Genomic DNA, 18,422 nt, shown 5'->3' on the forward strand with positions numbered 1-18,422 from the left:
GCGCTTACTCCGAACCACGCAATTGGTGGATGTATCCCACCAGGCCAGCGGTCGATGCATCCCGCTTGGCGGCACTTTCCTTGCCTTCCACGACAGGCAGCAGGCCGGTAGCCAGTTCCTTGCCGAGTTCGACGCCCCATTGGTCGAAGGAATTGATGTTGAACAGCGTGCCCTCGACGAAGACGCGGTGCTCGTAAAGCGCGATCAGCCGGCCGAAGGTGCGCGGGTCGAGCTTGCGGTAGAGGATCGTTATCGACGGGCGATTGCCGGAGAAGACACGATGCGGCGCGATGCGGTCGACATCGGCCGGCTTCATGCCCTTGGCCAGCATCTGCGCGCGCGCCTCCTCCAGCGTGCGGCCCTTCATCAAGGCTTCCGACTGCGCCAGGCAGTTGGCGAGCAGCAGGTCATGCTGGTGCTTGAGATCAGGCTCGTGGCCGACAGCGGCGACAAGGAACTCGACCGGGATCAGATCGGTGCCCTGGTGCAGCAGCTGGAAGAAGGCGTGCTGGCCGTTGGTGCCCGGCTCGCCCCAGACCAGCGGCCCGGTCGGCGTCGTCACCGGCGTGCCGTCGAGGGTGACGCCCTTGCCGTTCGATTCCATGTCGAGCTGCTGCAGATAGGCCGGCAGCCTGGACAGGCGCTGGTCGTAAGGGATGACGGCGCGGGCCGGATAGCCGCGGACCACCCGGTGCCACCAGCCAACCAGGCCCAGAAGCGCCGGCAGGTTCTTGCCCAGCGGCGCGGTGCGGAAATGTTCGTCCATCTCATGCGCGCCGTCGAGGAAAGCGCGGAAATCGCGCGGGCCGATGGCGATCATGACCGGCAGGCCGATCGCGCCCCACAGCGAATAGCGGCCGCCGACCCAGTCCCAGAAGCCGAAGACGCGGTCCTGCTCGATGCCGAATTTCGCCACCAGGTCGAGCGCGGTCGAGACGGCGGCGAAATGCTTGCCCACGGCTTCCACACCGAGCGCCTTCTGTACCCAGTCGCGCGCCGTCTGGGCATTGGTCATCGTCTCGACCGTGGTGAAGGTCTTGGACGCGATGATGAACAGCGTGGTCTCGGCCGACAGCCCCTTCAGCGTGTCGTGGATATGGGCGCCGTCGATGTTGGAGACGTAGTGCGCGCGCGGACCGTCATGATAGGGAGCGAGCGCGAGCGTCGCCATGGCCGGACCAAGGTCCGAACCGCCAATGCCGATGTTGACGATGTCGGTGATCTTCTTGCCGGTGGCGCCAGTCGCCTTGCCCGAGCGGATGGCATCGGCGAAGGCGCCCATGGCATCGAGCACGGCAATGACATCCGCCTTGACGTCCTGGCCGTCGACCGTGACACCCTTGCCGCTGAGGTTGCGCAGCGCCGTGTGCAGAACGGCACGGTCCTCGGTGATGTTGATCTTCTTGCCGGCGAACAGGGCGGCGCGGCGGCCTTCGAGATCGGCGGCGGCGGCGAGCTTCTCCAGGAGATCCATGGTCACCGCGTCGACGGCGCATTTCGACCAGTCGAGCAGCATGTCGTCGTCGGTGACGGAAAATGTCTTGAACCGCTGCGGATCGGCGGCGAAGGCCTGGCGCATGTCGCCAGGGGCCGCGGCGCGATGATCGCGCAGGGCGGCAAGCTGTTTCTGGAAGGCTGACTGATCCACTGGCGGGGACTCCTGGCGTTTTGGACGCACCATATCAGACCGGATGTTTCCGGCGCGTGTCGTCGCGCCACAACTATTGAGCCGAATTCCATCCGGTCAATACGCGGCGATGACGCAGCGCATCACGATGCGATGACACAATGTGTCGGACAGCGAGGTGGCCGCGCCTTGGTTCGAGCTTGAAGGATCACTTTTCGAGCTGAAGGATCACTGGCATAAATCCCAAAGATCAGAAAAATTGATTGGCGCAACCCCTTGTGCCACGGTTACGTTCGGCTGGTCCAGCCAAGCAAAAAAAGCTGGCCATCGAGGAACATCTTCCATGCCACAGAGAAACGACACGGCGATATGGTCCGGCCTGTTCCGGATTTCGGCCGAATCCGGCCAGACCCTGCAGGCGCAGATCCGCCAAGCCATCGTGGCCGCCATTCTCGACCGCCAGATCGCCGCTTCGATGCCGCTCCCCTCCTGCCGGATCCTGGCCGAAAAACTCGGCGTGGCGCGCGGAACGGTGGTGCTGGCCTTCCAGCAACTCGTCGACCAGGGATTCCTGGTGGCGCGCGAGCGGCGCGGTCATTTCGTCAATCCCGACGTGCTGGCGACACCCGCCAAGCCGCACCAGAAGGCGCCCGACCAGGCCAACGAGATCGACTGGAAGGCGCGCCGGCAGATCGCCGCGAGCGACATGCCGCCGCCGGCGAAGCATGACAACTGGATCAAGTCGTCTTACCCCTTCGTCTACGGCCAGTTCGACCCGGCGCTGTTCCCGACCGCCGAATGGCGCGAGTGCAACCGCATGGCGCTGGCCGTGCTGGAGATCCGCAACTGGGCCTCCGACATGGTCGACCGCGACGATCCGCTGCTGATCGAGCAGATCCAGGCTCGGCTGCTGCCCCGGCGCGGTATTTTCGCCAATCCCGACGAAATCATCGTCACGCTGGGCGCCCAGAACGCGCTCTATATGCTCGCCTCGCTCTTGATGACCAAGGGCTCGAAAGTGGCGATGGAGGATCCGGGCTACCCAGACGCACGCTCGATCTTCCGGCTCGCTGGCGCCGACATCCAGCCGGTGCCGGTCGACCAGTCCGGCATCGTAACGTCCTCAATTCCCAGTGATTCCGGCTTCGTATTCGTCACGCCCAGCCATCATTGCCCAACCATGGTGCCGCTGTCTGCGGAGCGGCGGCAGGATCTTCTGGCGCGCGCCAACCGGCACAACCAGATCATCATCGAGGACGGCTATGACAGCCAGCTTCTCGACGAGGCGCCGCAGCAGGCGCTGAAGAGCCTCGATCGCTCCGGCCGCGTCGTCTATGTCGGCTCGATGTCGAAGACGCTGGCTCCCGGCCTGCGGCTTGGCTACATCGTGGCTTCCGCTGGACTAATCGCCGAGCTCCGGGCGCTTCGCCGCTTCATGCTGCGCCATCCGCCGGCCAACAACCAGCGCGCGGTCGCGCTCTTCCTGTCACTTGGCCATCACGAAGCGCTGGTGCGGCGGCTGTCGAGCGCCTTCGACGAGCGGCGCAAGCGTCTGGTCCATGCGATTTCGGCTTTCCTGCCCGAATGGCGTTCGACCGATTCGGCCGGCGGCACGTCGCTTTGGCTGGAAGGACCACGCGGTACCGATTCCCGCGGTTTGGCCGAGGCGGCGGCCTCGCGCAGCGTCATCATCGAGCCTGGCGACCGCTTCTTCGACCGCACCGAAAAGCCTTCGCGTTTCATGCGGTTGGGCATTTCCTCGATCGCGCTGCAGCATATCGAACCGGGTATCCGCGAACTCGCCACGGCCGCCGGCCGCCGGCCCGCGGCCGCTTGATCCATTCTCCGATTTTCTGATGGGAGCCGCCCTTAAGCGGCTCCCATTCCGCCTTCCCTGGCATACTCGACTAGAACCGCTGGCTCATAGGCTGTGCCAATGCCGGCGGCATAGTCGTGGCACAAAGGGGAAGAAGCAGGCCGATGGTGGACCAACCGCCGCGCTCTGCCTCTCGAAAAGGTGGAGTGTTTTCCATGTCAGTGGTTCTTGAAAAGCAGGACGCGGCGGACCAACGTTCACGCCGCTCCGGCGGACGCGAAGCGCGCCGCGCGATGCGGGCGGCACCGCTCGCCGACGACATCAAGCCGGTGCGCGCCGGTCTCGAGGGCGGCAGCTACGGACCGCTCAAGGGCAATGATCAGGAGCGCATCCATGAGGCGGTGCTGACGCTGCTGGAGACCGTTGGCTTCGCCAACGCCATCCCCTCCTGCATCGAGGCGCTGACCAAGGCCGGCGCCACCTATGGCGACGACGGCCGCATCCGTTTCCCGCGCGCGCTGGTGCTCGACACGATCAGACGAGCGGCACGGAATTTCACCTTGCATGGCCAGGATCCCAGGCACGACATGGTGATCCAGGGCAAGCGCGTGCATTACGGCACGGCCGGCGCCGCCGTGCATCTGGTCGATGTCGAGAAGCGCGAATACCGTGAGTCGCTGCTGCAGGACATCTACGACGCGGCCCGCATCGTCGAAGGGCTCGACAACATTCATTTTTTCCAGCGGCCGATGGTGCCGCGCGACATTCCCGATCCGCTCGAAATGGACTTCAACACGCTCTATGCCTGCGTTATGGGCACGTCCAAGCATGTCGGCACCTCGTTCACGGTGCGCGAGAACGTGCAGCCGGCGCTGGAAATGCTCTATGCGATTGCCGGCGGCGAGGAGAATTTCCGCGCCAGGCCATTCGTGTCGAACTCGAACTGCTTCGTCGTGCCGCCGATGAAATTCGCCGAGGACGCCTGCGGCGTGCTCGAAGCCTGCGTCGAGGGGGGCATTCCGATCCTGCTCTTGTCGGCCGGACAGGCCGGCGCCACGGCGCCCGCGGCGATCGCCGGCGCGGTGGTGCAAGCGGTGGCCGAAGTGCTGGCTGGTCTCGTCTATGTCAACGCCATCAAGCCGGGGCATCCGGCGATCTTCGGCACCTGGCCGTTCGTGTCCGACCTGCGCACAGGGGCCATGTCCGGTGGCTCGGCCGAGCAAGCCGTACTTACAGCGGCCTGCGCGCAGATGGCGCAATATTACGACCTGCCGGGCGGTTCAGCCGCAGGCATGACGGATTCGAAACTGCCCGACATCCAGTCCGGCTATGAAAAGGGCATCACCGACGTGATGGCCGGCCTTGCCGGGCTCAACCTCGTCTACGAATCGGCCGGAATGCACGCCTCGCTGCTCGGCTTCTGCCTGGAAAGCCTGATCATCGACAACGACATGTTGGGACACTGCCTGCGCTGCGTGCGCGGCATAGAGGTGACCGATGAAGCCCTGTCGATCGACACCATCGCCGAGGTCTGCCTGAACGGCCCGGGGCACTATCTCGGCAACGAGCAGACGCTGCGGCTGATGCAAACGGAATATTTCTACCCGGCCGTGGGCGACCGTTTTTCGCCGAAGGAATGGAACGAGAAGGGCCGGCCCGACATATTGCAGCGCGCGATCATCGAAAAGAAACGCATCCTCGCCGAGCGCTTTCCGCGCCATGTGCCAAAGCTGCTCGACGACAAATTGCGCGCCCGCTTTGGCGAGATGATCAAGCTGCCGCGCGCCAACATGGGCGGCTGAGCGTCAGCTTCTAGAGCCCTCTTTTTACGAAATTCCGAACGGAAAACCGCTTCACACTTTTCCTGGAGTTGCTCTATTCCGCAGCCAGCCCGTAGCGCTCGACGACCTCGGTGTTGATCAGCTTGGCGTGCAGCGCCATCAGCACGATCTGGGCATCGAGGCCGTCCCCGGTTTCGAGAGCCGCCTCGATCCGGCGCTCGGCGTCGAGCCGCTGTTGGGGACCTTGCGCACGCTCGAAGGTTTCGGGTCCGGCGATGCAGTAGCCGAACAGGGTCGCCACCCGAGGATAGGCCTGCGGCGGCGGTTCATCCGGCCAGTGGTCCTTCATCAGATTGACGATGGTGAGTTTTACGCCCTCCGGGACCAGGGCCGGGTGCAGGTCGGCGCCTCGCAAGGCGGCATCGAGCTGCCGCAGATCACCCGAGCGGCCGAACATGCCGAGAAAGCCAAGGGAAGAGCGTCGTCCCGCCATTGATGGTCCAATCCGTTTACAACCAATTAGGTGATTGGCCGGCGGAATACAAAGGCGGTGACCGGCGTCTATCCACCCACCGCCAGCAGCAGGACACCGGCCACGGCGGACCCGGCAAGTGTCGGCAGCATGCCGATCCTCAGCTTGAGGATGGCGATCATGGCGGCACAGGACAGCAGCGCGGCGCGCCAGTCGATCGACGACGGCACCGGCACATTCATGCCGAAGCCCAGTCTGCGCACGTCGTGAAAGATGACGTGCAAGGCAAACCATAGAGCGAGGTTCAGGATGACGCCGACGACGGCGGCGGTGATAGCGCCGAGCGCGGCCGACAGCGCCTTGTTGCCGCGCAGCGCCTCGATGTAGGGCGCGCCGAGGAATATCCAGAAGAAGCAGGGCGTGAACGTCACCCACAGGGTCAGCAGCGCTCCAAGCGATCCGCCGAGCAACGAATCCAGCGAGCCGGCGTGGCGAAACGCGGCGAGGAAGCCGACAAACTGCAACACCAGGATGAGCGGCCCCGGCGTGGTTTCGGCAAGCCCGAGGCCATCGACCATCTCGCCGGGCGCCAGCCAGCCGAAGGACTCGACGGCGGCCTGTGCGACATAGGCAAGAACCGCGTAGGCGCCACCGAAGGTGACGACCGCCATCAGGCTGAAGAAGCCGCCGATCTGCGTCCATACGCTGCTCGTCCCGGTGAGTGCGGAGATAAGCAGGACCGGCCCGAGCCAGATCGGCAGCCAGATCGCGATGGTGCGCGGCGCGTGCCATCGTGTTGGCCTGGTGTGAGCCAGTTCGCCGCGCTCGAACATCAGGTCGACTGCTCCTGTGATGTCGGGAGCATCGTTCTTGCCGTGCGCCGCGCCGGAAAACAGGGCCGGCGCGACACGGCTTCCCACCCATCCCACCAGACCCGCAACCAGGACGATGAGCGGGAATGGGACACTGAGCACATAGATGCCGAGAAAGGCGCAAAGCGCGATCGCCACCATGGCCCGGTTCTTCAAGGCGCGGCGGCCGATGCGGATCACCGCCTCGACCACCACCGCGAGCACGGCGGCCTTCACCCCGAAGAACAGCGACTCGACCAGCGGCACATCGCCGTAGAGCGCATAGAGGATGCTCAAGGTGAGCATGACGAGCGCACCGGGCACCACGAACAGGATACCGGCGACAAGGCCGCCGATCGTCCTGTACAGCAGCCAGCCGATATAGATGGCGAGTTGCTGGGCCTCGGGACCGGGCAGCAGCATGCAGTAGTTCAAGGCATGCAGGAAACGCTGCTCGCCGATCCAGCGCCGCTCCTCGACCAGTTCCTTGTGCATGAGCGCGATCTGGCCAGCCGGCCCGCCGAAGCTCAGCAAGCCGATCTTCGCCCAGAGTTTCGTGGCCTCGCCGAAGCTCACCGCCGGTGCGTCGACGATGTCGGCATTTTTCCCCGAAATGAGGCTGCTCATGATGGCTTAGCCCCGCTCGGCCAGTTGTGCGTCTCCTCGGTGGCGTCGCGGCACCAGCGGAAGAACGCGTCATAGAGAAGCATGCCGGCGTCCAGCTGCTCCAGATCGTCGCGGAACATGCGTGACAGGCCAAGCGAGGCGGCAAGGAATCCGGCGGCTTGGGGAACGAGATCGAGCCTGGCGGTGTCGGCCGCGCGCACGATCGTGGCAAGGCGATCGAGTGCCTGGGATTCCAGCCCGAACTCCTCGATCATCGTGTCGAAGGTGCAGCGTTCGCCGCGATGGCTCCAGAACACATTGTCGATGTCGAAGGGCACGGCCTGGAAGCGGTCGGCGACAGCCAGCACTTCGGCCGCCTCGACAAAGAGGAAGACCGCATGCGGATCGACGAAGCGCCGGATCAGCCAGGGGCAAGCGATGCGATCGACCTTGGGGCGAGCCCGCGTCACCCAGACGGTGCGGCCCTTTTCATCGCGCGACGGGATCTTGGCGGCATGGACCAGGAGGCCCTTGGCATCGCGCCAGGCCTCGAAACCGCCTTCGAGGGATTCGGCGGCAACGCCCTGGTGCCGCAGCCAGGCGGCCACGCCTTGCGAGAGCTTTTGCCCCTTCTGGCAGACCACGGCCACCTGGCCGCCGGCAAAGTCGTTTGCCCAGGCCGAGACGGTCTTGAAGTCGCGCCGGTGCGAGGCCGGCAGCAGGCGCGGATCGGCGTCGAAATCCTCATCGATGCGGACATCGACGATCACAGGCGCGCCCGGCAGACCGACCAGACGGGATAGTTGCTGTACGGTAATCTCGGTTGTTGACGGCATAGCGTCCACCTCCTGAAAAGAGAAGCCTGGACGCGAACATTGGGCTGACGCCTCACGGGGTCGTCGCGATGCACCCCTTGCCATGATGGTGGATTGGTCGGGCAGTCTTGTCAAGGACGGAGCATTCGCGGCTGCGCCGCCAGAATGGCGGCCTGATCGATCAGGCCGCCGCTCCTCGTCCATCCATCATCCGTGACCAGCCAGGAACAATCGATGACTATTCCGGGGAATAATCAGTGATTGTCGCGAGGCACGCCCATGGTGTGGGCGACATCCTGGTATTTCACCGCCGGCTTCAGCACCATGCCGGCCGAGAACTGGTCGACCATGCCGCGCTGGATTTCCTGCCATGGCGTCTGGTGCTTGGGATAATGGTAGCCGCCATCTTTCTGCAACTCGGCACGCCGCCGCGTGATCTCGTCATCGCTGACGAGGATGTTCGCGGTGCCTTTCCTCAGGTCGATGCGGACGCGGTCGCCGGACTTGAGCAACGCCAGTCCGCCGCCGACCGCGGCTTCCGGCGAGGCATTCAGGATCGACGGCGAGCCCGACGTGCCGGACTGGCGGCCGTCGCCGATGCAGGCCAGCGCATGGATGCCCTTCTTGATGAGGTAGGCCGGCGGTTGCATGTTGACGACCTCGGCGCCGCCGGGATAGCCGACCGGGCCGGCGCCCCGCATGAACAGGATGGTGTGCTCGTCGATGCCTTGCGCCGGGTCGTCGATGCGGGCGTGGTAATCCTCCGGCCCATCAAAGACCATGGCGTTGCCCTCAAAGGCCTCCGGATCGTTCGGGTTCGAGAGATAGCGCTCGCGGAATTCTGGCGAGATGCCGCTCATCTTCATGATCGCCGAATCGAACAGATTGCCCTTGAAGTTGATGAAGCCGGCATTGGCCTTCAGCGGCTCGGCCACGGTGCGGATGACGTCGGTGTTCTCGTTGGCGACCCCCTTGCAGTTGTCGCCGATCGACTTCCCGTTGACGGTCAGGGCATCGGGATGCGGCAGCATTCCGGCCTTCATCAGCTCGGCCACCACGGCAGGCACACCACCGGCATGGTGATAGTCTTCGCCAAGATATTCACCCGACGGCTGCAGGTTGACGATGAGCGGCACCTTGAGGCCGACCTTCTGCCAGTCGTCATTGTCGAGCGGCACGCCGAGATGGCGGGCGATGGCGTTGAGATGGATCGGCGCGTTGGTGGAGCCGCCGATCGCGGAATTGACGACGATGGCGTTTTCGAAGGCCGCTCGGGTCATGATGTCGGACGGCTTGAGATCCTCATGCACCATGTCGACGATGCGCTTTCCGGTCTCGTAGGCGATCTGGCCGCGCTCGCGGTACGGCGCCGGAATGGCGGCGGAACCCGGCAACTGCATGCCGAGCGCCTCGGCCAGCGAATTCATCGTGGTGGCGGTGCCCATCGTGTTGCAGTAGCCCGTGGACGGCGCCGAGGAGGCAACGATGTCCATGAACTCGTCATAGTCGATCTCGCCGGCCGACAGGCGCTGGCGCGACTCCCAGACGATGGTGCCCGAGCCGGTACGCTTGCCCTTGTGCCAGCCATTGAGCATCGGGCCGACCGACAGCGCGATGGCCGGGATGTTGACAGTGGCCGCCGCCATCAGCAAGGCAGGCGTGGTCTTGTCGCAGCCGATGGTCAGCACGACGCCGTCCAGCGGATAGCCATAGAGCACTTCGACAAGGCTGAGATAGGCGAGGTTGCGGTCGAGCGCGGCGGTCGGGCGCTTGCCGGTCTCCTGGATCGGGTGGCAGGGGAACTCGAAGGGAATGCCGCCCATCGAGACGATGCCTTCGCGCACGCGCTTGGCGAGCTCGATGTGGTGCCGGTTGCAAGGCGAAAGATCGGAGCCCGTCTGGGCGATGCCGATCAGCGGCTTGCCCGACATCAGCTCGGCGCGCGTCAGCCCGTAATTCAAATAGCGCTCGAGATAAAGTGCCGTCATCCCCGGATTGTCGGGATTGTCGAACCACTCCTGCGAGCGGAATTTTTTCTTTTTCGTGGGGGCGCCGGCCATCATGGTCTCCGTATTTGTATGACAAATCGATATGACAACGCGCGGATGCAGGCAAGGGGCACGCGTGATCTGAATCCGGACTTTGGTGCGATAGACAGCTCTCGAGCCGCGCGCTACGACCAATCCGACATCGGCGATCGGGGAGGTTTTGATGGCTTTGGTGATCGAAGGCGAGGAACGTATCGCCGCACCCGTGCAGAAAGTGTGGGAAGCGCTGAATGACCCGGCCGTCCTGAAGGACACCATTCCGGGCTGCCAGAGCCTGGAAATGAAATCGCCGACCGAGATGGCGGCGACGGTGGTGCTGAAGATCGGGCCGATCAAGGCGACCTTCAACGGCGAAGTGACGTTGAAGAACCTCAAGCCGCCGCATGCCTACACCATCCAGGGCGAAGGCAAGGGCGGCATTGCCGGCTTCGCCAAGGGCGGGGCCGACGTCACGCTGACCGCCGACGGGCCGGACGCGACGGTCCTCAAATATGCGGCCAAGGCGGAAGTCGGCGGCAAGATCGCGCAACTCGGCAGCCGGCTGATCGAATCGACCTCGAAGAAACTGGCCGGACAGTTCTTTTCGGCATTCGGCGAAAAGGTCGGCGGCTGAGCCCTCCCCTTGAGGGTCACTCAAACACGATGTTCGGCACCGCCGCTTCCGCCGCGCCGCGTTCCTCATTGACCCTGTCCCACACCTTGGAAGCGATATCGCGATAGATTTTCGCCTCGGCGCCGTCGGGCTTGGAGACGACGACCGGCGTGCCGGCGTCCGAGCTTTCGCGAATGCCCATTTCGAGCGGTACCTCGCCGAGGAAGGTGACGCCCAGCCGTTCGGCCTCCCGGCGCGCGCCGCCATGGCCGAAAATATCGTAGCGCTTGCCGGTATCGGGGGCGAGGAAATAGCTCATGTTCTCGACGATGCCGAGCAGCGGTACGTCGACTTTCTTGAACATGTTGAGGCCCTTGCGGGCATCGATCAGCGCCAGGTCCTGTGGCGTCGAGACGATGACGGCGCCGGCCAGCGGCACCTGCTGGGCCATGGTGAGCTGGGCGTCGCCGGTGCCGGGCGGCATGTCGACGACGAGCACGTCGAGCCGCCCCCATTCGACCTCGCGCAGCATCTGCGTCAGCGCCGACATCACCATCGGCCCGCGCCAGATCATCGGCGTCTCCTCGTCGACGAGGAAGCCCATCGACATCACCTTGAGGCCGTAATTCTCCATCGGCTTCAGGATCTTGCCGTCGACCGTCTGCGGCCGGCCGTGGATGTTGAGGAGCCTGGGCATCGATGGGCCGTAGATGTCGGCATCGAGCACGCCGACCCGCAAGCCATTGGCGGCAAGGCCGAGGGCGATGTTGACGGCGGTGGTCGACTTGCCGACGCCGCCCTTGCCGGAGGCAACCGCGATGATCGCCTCGATGCCGGGCACGCCGCGCTTGGCTGAACCGTTCGAGGCGGGAGCCTGTGGCGCGGGGCGCTGCGGCGGCGCCGGAGGTACGTGCCTCGGTGCCGCACGTGCGGGAACCGGCGCCTCCATGCCGCCGCCCTTCTTTTCGGCCGTCAGCGCCACCACGGCGCCGGCGACACCGGGAATGGCCTTGACGACGCGTTCGGCGGCGGCGCGCAGCGGTTCCATTTCCTGGGCACGCGCGGCGGGAACCGTGATCGAGAAGAACACTTTGGAATCGGCGATGAAAATCTCCGAGACCATGCCGAGATCGACGATGTTGCCGGTGAAGTCAGGTCCATTGACCGTCTTCAGACGCTCGGTGACGATTTCCTTGGTGACGGACATGGTTGCTGTTCCCTGGCTTTCGGCTGCAGCTCACATAGTGCAGAACGCGGGCGGCTCCAAGCGCCAGGCAAGGTGGCGGTCGTCAAGCGGCCTGGGTGACCTATTTCCATGACCAGAAGGAATGACAACCAGGGAAGGAGACGATCATGCTTGCAAACAGCAATGCCACAGCAAACCTCGCCGTGAAGGACCTGGCGAAGGCCAAGGCTTTCTATGAGGGAACACTCGGCCTGGAACAGGTGCACGACGAGGGCGGCGAACTGATCGTGTATAAAAGCGGCGACACCACCATCAATGTCTATCGTTCCCAATTCGCCGGGACCAACAAGGCGACTGCGGTGACCTGGATGGTCGGCGACAAAATCGCCGATGTCGTCAATGCCCTCAGGTCGAAGGGTGTCGCCTTCGAGCATTACGAGATGCCCGGCTTGACGATGGAGGGGGACCTCCATGTCGGCGGCGGCATGAAAGTCGCATGGTTCAAGGACCCCGACGGCAATATCCTCAATCTCGTGGACCGGTAAATCTCGGCCATCGGGCAGCGCGGCGCGAGATCCGGATGATCGAGTACAACATCATCTGGCGCGGCGCCGGCGCGCCGGATAGCTTCCGCCAATGATCGACAAACTGGAATTCTTCATCGCGCTGGCCAGGGAAGAGCATTTCGGCCGGGCGGCGGAAGTGTGCGGCGTCACCCAGCCGACGCTGTCGGCCGGCATCAAGCAGCTCGAAGGCCAGCTTGGCGTCATGCTGGTCAATCGCGGGTCACGATTCCAGGGGCTGACGCCGGAGGGCAAGCAGGTGCTGGTCTGGGCACGCCGCATTGTCGGCGACTCCAGGACCATGCGCGAGGAGATGCGCGCCGCCCGCCACGGCCTTTCAGGCCGAATCCGCATTGCCGCCATTCCTACCGCGCTCGCCATGGTGGCGCGGCTGACGACGCCATTCCGCGACAAGCACCCGGGCGTCACCTTCTCGATCCTGTCGCGCACCTCGATCGAAGTGCTGTCGCTGCTCGGCAATTTCGACGTCGATGCCGGCATCACCTATCTCGACAACGAGCCGCTCGGACGGGTGACCAGCGTGCCGCTCTATGACGAGCGCTATCAATTGATCACTGCCATCGGAAACCCCTATTCCGACCGCGACAAAGTGACATGGGCGGAGATCAGCCAGTTGCCGCTCTGCCTGTTGACGCCGGACATGCAGAACCGCCGCATCATCGACCAGCATCTGGCGGAAGCCGGCGTGCAGGTGCGGCCGACGCTCGAATCCAATTCGATGATCGTGCTGTTCTCGCACATCCGGACCGGCAAATGGTCGTCGATCATGCCGCTCAACCTTGCGGAAACATTCGGTTTTTCCGAACCGATCCGAGCCATCCCGATCGTCGAACCGGACGCCAGCCACACGGTCGGTCTGGTGGCCGCGCCACGGGAACCGCACACGCCCCTGGTGCAGGCGCTGTTGGACGAGGCGATGGCGCTGGCAGACGATTTCCGCGCGCACCGCTAGGTTAGATAATGGCGGCTGGGCGCGATCGATAGAAGATTTCTATCAAGCGACGGATCAGCTCTATTGATTTCACCGGTTTCCTCTGTTTTTGTAACGACTTAGCGCTAGAACGCTATCGACCAGGGAGGGCGCTGCATGACGATGCAGCCTGCAAGTACCGAGATCGCATCGCGCACGGCGGCGATTGTTCAAGACCTGAAGGACCTCGAAGGTCCGCTGCTCCCGATCCTCCATGGCATCCAGGAGGAGTTCGGCCATGTGCCGCAGGCGGCAGTTCCCGTCATCGCCGATGGGCTGAACCTCTCCAGGGCCGAAGTGCACGGCGTCGTCACCTTCTATCACGATTTCCGTGCCCGCCCGGCTGGCCGGCACGTGCTGAAGCTCTGCCAGGCGGAAGCCTGCCAGTCGATGGGTTCGGACGCCGTCGCCGCCAGGATCAAGCAGTTGCTCGGCATCGATTTCCACGAGACCACGCGCGACGGATCGGTGACGCTCGAGCCGGTCTATTGCCTCGGGCTGTGCGCCTGTTCGCCGTCGGCGATGCTGGACGGCGAGGTGATCGGGCGGCTCGATGACGAAAAGATCGACGAGATCGTCGCCGAGGTGCGCGCATGACCCCCCGCATCTACATTCCCGGCGATTCCGGAGCGCTGGCGCTGGGCGCGGAAAAGGTCGCCAAAGCGATCGCAAACGAGCTTGCCGAGCGCGGCATCGAAGCCAAGATCGTGCGCAACGGCTCGCGCGGCGCCTATTTCCTCGAACCGATGGTCGAAGTGGCGACAGCCAATGGCCGTGTCGCCTACGGGCCGGTGAAGCCGTCGGACGTGAAAAGCCTGTTCGACAGCGGCTTCCTCAAGGGCGGGCATCACAAGCGCTGGCTCGGCGCCCCCGACAAGATCCCGTTCCTCGCCAAGCAGACACGCCTGACCTTCGCGCGCTGCGGCATCAACGACCCGCTGTCGCTCGATGCCTACAAATCGCTCGGCGGATTGAATGGCCTGCGGAACGCGGTGGCCATGGCGCCCGCCGACATCGTCAAACAGGTGACGGAGTCCGGTCTGCGCGGCCGTGGCGGCGCCGGCTTCCCGACCGGCATCAAATGGAAGACGGTGCTCGATACGACATCGGAACGCAAATACATCGTCTGCAACGCCGATGAGGGCGACAGCGCCACCTTCGCCGACCGCATGATCATGGAGGGCGACCCCTTCGTGCTCATCGAAGGCATGACCATCGCCGGCATCGCCACCGGCGCGACCAAGGGCTTCGTCTATATCCGCTCGGAATATCCGCATGCGGTGGCGGTCATGAACAAGGCCGTCGAGATCGCCCGCAAGGCGGGCGTGCTCGGCGTCAACGTGCTGGGTTCGCCCAATGCCTTCGACATGGAAATCCGCGTCGGCGCCGGCGCCTATGTCTGCGGCGAGGAAACCTCGCTGTTGAACAGCTTGGAGGGCAAGCGTGGCGTGGTGCGCGCCAAGCCGCCGCTGCCCGCGATCCAGGGCCTGTTCGGCAAGCCGACGGTGATCAACAACGTCATCTCGCTCGCTTCCGTGCCCATCATCATGGACAAGGGTGCCGCCTTCTACAAGGATTTCGGCATGGGCCGCTCGCGCGGCACGATCCCGATCCAGATCGCCGGCAACGTCAAGCAAGGCGGCCTGTTCGAAACCGCTTTCGGCCTGACGCTGGGCGAGATCGTCGACGAGATCGGCGCCGGTACGGCGACAGGCCGTCCGGTCAAGGCGGTGCAGGTCGGCGGGCCGCTCGGCGCCTACTTTCCGCGCGCGCTGTTCGACACGCCGTTCGACTATGAAGAATTCGCCAAGCGCGATGGACTGATCGGCCACGCCGGCATCACGGTTTTCGACGATACCGCCGACATGCTGAAACAGGCACGCTTCGCCATGGAATTCTGCGCCATCGAAAGCTGCGGCAAGTGCACGCCCTGCCGCATCGGCTCGACGCGCGGGGTGGAGACCATCGACAGGCTCGCCGCCGGCATCGAGCCGGAAAAGAACCTCGCTCTGGTCACCGACCTCTGCAACACGATGAAGTTCGGTTCGCTCTGCGCCCTGGGCGGCTTCACGCCCTACCCGGTGATGAGTTCGATCACGCATTTCCCCGAGGATTTCAAGCCCGCGCCAGCGCGCGTGGCTGCCGAATAGGAGCTGGCAGATGAACATCAAGGCCGACTTCCCGACGCTCATCGAAGAACTCGATTACGGAACGCCGCAATCGAAGGCCGAGAAGCAGGTCACGCTGACCGTCGATGGCCGCAGCATCAGCGTGCCGGAAGGCACGTCGATCATGCGCGCGGCGATGGAAGGCGGGGTCGAAATCCCGAAACTCTGCGCCACCGACATGCTGGACTCCTTCGGTTCCTGCCGCGTCTGCCTCGTCGAGATCGAAGGACGCGGCGGCACGCCGGCTTCCTGCACGACGCCGGTCGGCGAAGGCATGGTGGTGCGCACGCAGTCGGACAGGCTCGACGCCATCCGCCGCGGCGTCATGGAGCTATATGTCTCCGACCATCCTACCGGCTGGAACGAGAAGGCCGGAACCGGCGCCAGCGAGTTCGATGTGGTGGCGAAGTCCGTCGGCCTGACCGAAAACCGCTACGGCGTCGAGGGCCGTAACCACGTCAAGGAAGAAAATGGCGTCGCGCCGGGCCATGGCTCGCTGGCGGTCGACTACATCGCCCGCGACGAATCCAACCCTTATTTCACCTATGATCCGGCGCAATGCATCGTCTGTTCGCGCTGCGTGCGCGCCTGCGAAGAGGTGCAAGGCACTTTCGCGCTGACCATCGAGGGTCGCGGCTTCGAATCGCGCATGGTCGCCGGCATGCACGAGGACTTCATCGCTTCCGAATGCGTGTCCTGCGGCGCCTGCGTGCAGGCCTGCCCGACCGATGCGCTGCGCGAGAAGACCGTGCTCGAAAAGGGCCTGCCGGAGCATTCGGCCGTCACCACCTGCGCCTATTGCGGCGTCGGCTGCTCGTTCAAGGCCGAAGTGAAGGGCGACGAGGTCATCCGCATGATGCCCTACAAGGAGGGCATGGCCAACCACGGCCATTCCTGCGTGAAGGGCCGCTTCGCCTATGGCTACGCCACCCACAAGGACCGCATCCTGTCGCCGATGATCCGCGAAAAGGTCAGCGATCCCTGGCGCGAAGTGAGCTGGGAAGAGGCGATCGCCCATACGGCCAAGGAATTCCGCCGCATCCAGTACCAGTACGGCCGCACCGCCATCGGCGGCATCACGTCCTCGCGCTGCACGAATGAGGAGACCTATCTCGTCCAGAAGCTGGTGCGCCAGGGCTTCCGCAACAACAATGTCGACACCTGCGCCCGCGTCTGCCATTCGCCGACCGGTTACGGCCTCGGCCAGACCTACGGCACCTCGGCCGGCACGCAGGATTTCGACTCGGTCGAATTCACCGACGTCGCCGTCATCATCGGCGCCAATCCGGCGTCAGCGCACCCGGTGTTCGCCTCGCGGCTGAAGAAGCGGCTGCGCCAGGGCGCCAAGCTGATCGTGCTCGATCCGCGTCGCACCGAGATGGTCAAGTCGGCGCATGTCGAGGCCGACTACCACCTGCCGCTGAAGCCAGGCACCAATGTCGCCGTGCTGACGTCGCTGGCCCATGTCATCGTCACCGAGGGCCTGTTCGACGAAGCCTTCATCCGCGAGCGCTGCGACTGGGCCGAGTTCCAGGACTGGGCGTCCTTCGTCGCCCTGCCTGAAAACAGCCCCGAAACCGTCGGCAAGCTGTCCGGCGTCGATCCCGAACTGATCCGTGGTGCCGCGCGCATGTACGCCAAGGGCGGCAATGGCGCGATCTACTACGGCCTCGGCGTGACCGAGCACAGCCAGGGCTCGACCACGGTGATGGCCATTGCCAACCTCGCAATGGCTACCGGCAATATCGGCCGGCCGGGCGTCGGCGTGAACCCGTTGCGCGGCCAGAACAATGTGCAAGGCTCGTGCGACATGGGCTCGTTCCCGCATGAACTGCCGGGCTATCGGCACATTTCGGGCGACGCGGTGCGCGACATCTATGAGAGCCTGTGGGGCGTGAAGCTGGACGACGAACCCGGCCTGCGCATCCCCAACATGCTGGATGCCGCCGTCGACGGCTCGTTCAAGGGCATCTACATCCAGGGCGAGGACATCCTGCAGTCCGATCCCGACACCAAGCATGTCGCCGCCGGCCTTGCCGCGATGGAATGCGTGGTTGTGCACGACCTCTTCCTCAACGAGACGGCCAACTACGCGCATGTCTTCCTGCCCGGCTCGACCTTCCTCGAGAAGGACGGCACCTTCACCAATGCCGAGCGCCGCATCAACATGGTGCGCAAGGTGCTGGCGCCGAAGGCGCGCTATGCCGACTGGGAGGCGACGCAGGAACTCGCCCGCGCCATCGGCCTCGACTGGAACTATACGCATCCGTCCGAGATCATGGACGAGATCGCCAAGACGACGCCAAGCTTCGCCAATGTCTCCTTCGACCTGCTCGACCGCGTCGGTTCCGTGCAATGGCCCTGCAACGACAAGGCCCCGCTCGGCACGCCGATCATGCATGTCGACGGCTTCGTGCGCGGCAAGGGCAAGTTCATCCGTACCGAATATGTGGCGACGGACGAAAGAACCGGACCGCGCTTCCCGCTGCTCCTGACCACCGGCCGTATCCTCAGCCAGTACAATGTCGGCGCGCAGACACGGCGTACCGAAAACGTCATGTGGCACTCCGAGGATCGGCTCGAAATCCACCCGCACGACGCGGAGAATCGCGGCCTGCGCGACGGCGACTGGGTGCGGCTGACCAGCCGTTCGGGCGAGACGACGCTGCGCGCGCTGATCACCGACCGGGTGTCGCCGGGCGTGGTCTACACCACCTTCCACCATCCCGACACGCAGGCCAACGTCATCACCACCGACTTCTCCGACTGGGCAACCAACTGCCCGGAGTACAAGGTGACGGCGGTGCAGGTCGGCGCCTCCAACGGCCCGTCGGAATGGCAGCGCGACTATGACGAACAGGCCAAGCAGAGCCGCCGCATCGCTCCGCTGCAGGCGGCGGAGTAGT

14 protein-coding genes are annotated in these 18,422 nt (G+C 64.5%); 8 read left to right on the forward strand and 6 right to left on the reverse strand.

Translation table 11 applies throughout. The annotated features are described in order from the left end of the window. Window positions 1-4: 4 nt before the first annotated feature. The gene (pgi, locus tag FJ948_RS17355) at window positions 5-1,648 is read right to left on the reverse strand and encodes a glucose-6-phosphate isomerase (RefSeq protein WP_140706425.1); all 1,644 of its coding nucleotides are present in this window, start codon (window positions 1,646-1,648) and stop codon (window positions 5-7) included. Between the two features lie 322 nt (window positions 1,649-1,970). On the opposite strand from pgi, the gene FJ948_RS17360 reads away from it, so the two are divergent. Together FJ948_RS17360 and FJ948_RS17365 are read left to right on the forward strand one after the other, a co-directional pair. Then, window positions 1,971-3,464 (forward strand): PLP-dependent aminotransferase family protein, encoded by a 1,494-nt coding sequence (locus FJ948_RS17360; RefSeq protein ID WP_006202854.1) that lies wholly within the window; start codon window positions 1,971-1,973, stop codon window positions 3,462-3,464. A 194-nt stretch (window positions 3,465-3,658) separates the two neighbouring features. Further along, the gene (locus tag FJ948_RS17365; protein ID WP_140706427.1) at window positions 3,659-5,245 is read left to right on the forward strand and encodes a trimethylamine methyltransferase family protein; all 1,587 of its coding nucleotides are present in this window, start codon (window positions 3,659-3,661) and stop codon (window positions 5,243-5,245) included. A 73-nt stretch (window positions 5,246-5,318) separates the two neighbouring features. On the opposite strand, the gene FJ948_RS17370 is transcribed toward FJ948_RS17365, so the two are convergent. The 4 genes from FJ948_RS17370 to FJ948_RS17385 form a co-directional block, all read right to left on the reverse strand. After that, the gene (locus FJ948_RS17370) at window positions 5,319-5,717 is read right to left on the reverse strand and encodes a hypothetical protein (RefSeq protein ID WP_140706429.1); all 399 of its coding nucleotides are present in this window, start codon (window positions 5,715-5,717) and stop codon (window positions 5,319-5,321) included. A 68-nt stretch (window positions 5,718-5,785) separates the two neighbouring features. Further along, window positions 5,786-7,174: a chromate efflux transporter gene (chrA, locus tag FJ948_RS17375; protein ID WP_140706431.1), complete on the reverse strand. Its 1,389-nt coding sequence runs from the start codon at window positions 7,172-7,174 to the stop codon at window positions 5,786-5,788. Continuing rightward, window positions 7,171-7,989 (reverse strand): sulfurtransferase/chromate resistance protein, encoded by an 819-nt coding sequence (locus tag FJ948_RS17380; protein ID WP_140706433.1) that lies wholly within the window; start codon window positions 7,987-7,989, stop codon window positions 7,171-7,173. The genes chrA and FJ948_RS17380 overlap by 4 nt, the downstream gene beginning before the upstream one ends. A gap of 233 nt (window positions 7,990-8,222) precedes the next feature. Then, complete coding sequence (locus tag FJ948_RS17385; protein WP_140706435.1) at window positions 8,223-10,028, reverse strand: IlvD/Edd family dehydratase; 1,806 nt, start codon at window positions 10,026-10,028, stop codon at window positions 8,223-8,225. 151 nt (window positions 10,029-10,179) lie between these two features. Here FJ948_RS17385 and FJ948_RS17390 point away from each other — a divergent pair, with 151 nt between their 5' ends. Then, on the forward strand, window positions 10,180-10,629 hold the full coding sequence (locus FJ948_RS17390) for a carbon monoxide dehydrogenase subunit G (RefSeq protein ID WP_140706437.1): 450 nt from the start codon (window positions 10,180-10,182) through the stop codon (window positions 10,627-10,629). 16 nt (window positions 10,630-10,645) lie between these two features. Here the strand turns inward: FJ948_RS17390 and FJ948_RS17395 are convergent, their stop codons facing one another. Then, on the reverse strand, window positions 10,646-11,815 hold the full coding sequence (locus tag FJ948_RS17395; RefSeq protein WP_140706438.1) for an Mrp/NBP35 family ATP-binding protein: 1,170 nt from the start codon (window positions 11,813-11,815) through the stop codon (window positions 10,646-10,648). 146 nt (window positions 11,816-11,961) lie between these two features. On the opposite strand from FJ948_RS17395, the gene FJ948_RS17400 reads away from it, so the two are divergent. From FJ948_RS17400 to fdhF, 5 genes are all read left to right on the forward strand, one after another. Next, window positions 11,962-12,339, forward strand: a complete 378-nt coding sequence (locus tag FJ948_RS17400) for a VOC family protein (protein ID WP_140706440.1) — start codon at window positions 11,962-11,964, stop codon at window positions 12,337-12,339. A 91-nt stretch (window positions 12,340-12,430) separates the two neighbouring features. Then, complete coding sequence (locus tag FJ948_RS17405) at window positions 12,431-13,330, forward strand: LysR family transcriptional regulator (protein WP_140706442.1); 900 nt, start codon at window positions 12,431-12,433, stop codon at window positions 13,328-13,330. 135 nt (window positions 13,331-13,465) lie between these two features. After that, on the forward strand, window positions 13,466-13,945 hold the full coding sequence (locus FJ948_RS17410; RefSeq protein WP_140706444.1) for a formate dehydrogenase subunit gamma: 480 nt from the start codon (window positions 13,466-13,468) through the stop codon (window positions 13,943-13,945). Next, entirely contained in the window at window positions 13,942-15,498 is a 1,557-nt protein-coding gene (locus FJ948_RS17415; RefSeq protein WP_140706446.1) for an NADH-quinone oxidoreductase subunit NuoF, read from the forward strand. Before FJ948_RS17410 ends, FJ948_RS17415 begins: the two co-directional genes overlap by 4 nt. 10 nt (window positions 15,499-15,508) lie before the next feature. Next, the gene (gene fdhF / locus FJ948_RS17420) at window positions 15,509-18,421 is read left to right on the forward strand and encodes a formate dehydrogenase subunit alpha (protein WP_140706448.1); all 2,913 of its coding nucleotides are present in this window, start codon (window positions 15,509-15,511) and stop codon (window positions 18,419-18,421) included. Window position 18,422: the final 1 nt, after the last annotated feature.

Origin of the sequence: Mesorhizobium sp. B2-3-12, from assembly GCF_006442205.1 — a bacterium.
GTDB lineage: Bacteria > Pseudomonadota > Alphaproteobacteria > Rhizobiales > Rhizobiaceae > Mesorhizobium.

Excerpts from the sequence above, each read along its gene's own strand:
- FJ948_RS17370 (WP_140706429.1), bottom strand. The coding sequence starts at position 5,717 with ATGGCGGGACGACGCTCTTCCCTTGGCTTTCTCGGCATGTTCGGCCGC.
- FJ948_RS17410 (WP_140706444.1), top strand. The coding sequence starts at position 13,466 with ATGACGATGCAGCCTGCAAGTACCGAGATCGCATCGCGCACGGCGGCG.
- fdhF (WP_140706448.1), top strand. The coding sequence starts at position 15,509 with ATGAACATCAAGGCCGACTTCCCGACGCTCATCGAAGAACTCGATTAC.
- FJ948_RS17360 (WP_006202854.1), top strand. The coding sequence starts at position 1,971 with ATGCCACAGAGAAACGACACGGCGATATGGTCCGGCCTGTTCCGGATT.
- FJ948_RS17395 (WP_140706438.1), bottom strand. The coding sequence starts at position 11,815 with ATGTCCGTCACCAAGGAAATCGTCACCGAGCGTCTGAAGACGGTCAAT.
- FJ948_RS17380 (WP_140706433.1), bottom strand. The coding sequence starts at position 7,989 with ATGCCGTCAACAACCGAGATTACCGTACAGCAACTATCCCGTCTGGTC.
- FJ948_RS17415 (WP_140706446.1), top strand. The coding sequence starts at position 13,942 with ATGACCCCCCGCATCTACATTCCCGGCGATTCCGGAGCGCTGGCGCTG.
- FJ948_RS17385 (WP_140706435.1), bottom strand. The coding sequence starts at position 10,028 with ATGGCCGGCGCCCCCACGAAAAAGAAAAAATTCCGCTCGCAGGAGTGG.
- FJ948_RS17390 (WP_140706437.1), top strand. The coding sequence starts at position 10,180 with ATGGCTTTGGTGATCGAAGGCGAGGAACGTATCGCCGCACCCGTGCAG.
- FJ948_RS17365 (WP_140706427.1), top strand. The coding sequence starts at position 3,659 with ATGTCAGTGGTTCTTGAAAAGCAGGACGCGGCGGACCAACGTTCACGC.
- FJ948_RS17400 (WP_140706440.1), top strand. The coding sequence starts at position 11,962 with ATGCTTGCAAACAGCAATGCCACAGCAAACCTCGCCGTGAAGGACCTG.
- chrA (WP_140706431.1), bottom strand. The coding sequence starts at position 7,174 with ATGAGCAGCCTCATTTCGGGGAAAAATGCCGACATCGTCGACGCACCG.
- FJ948_RS17405 (WP_140706442.1), top strand. The coding sequence starts at position 12,431 with ATGATCGACAAACTGGAATTCTTCATCGCGCTGGCCAGGGAAGAGCAT.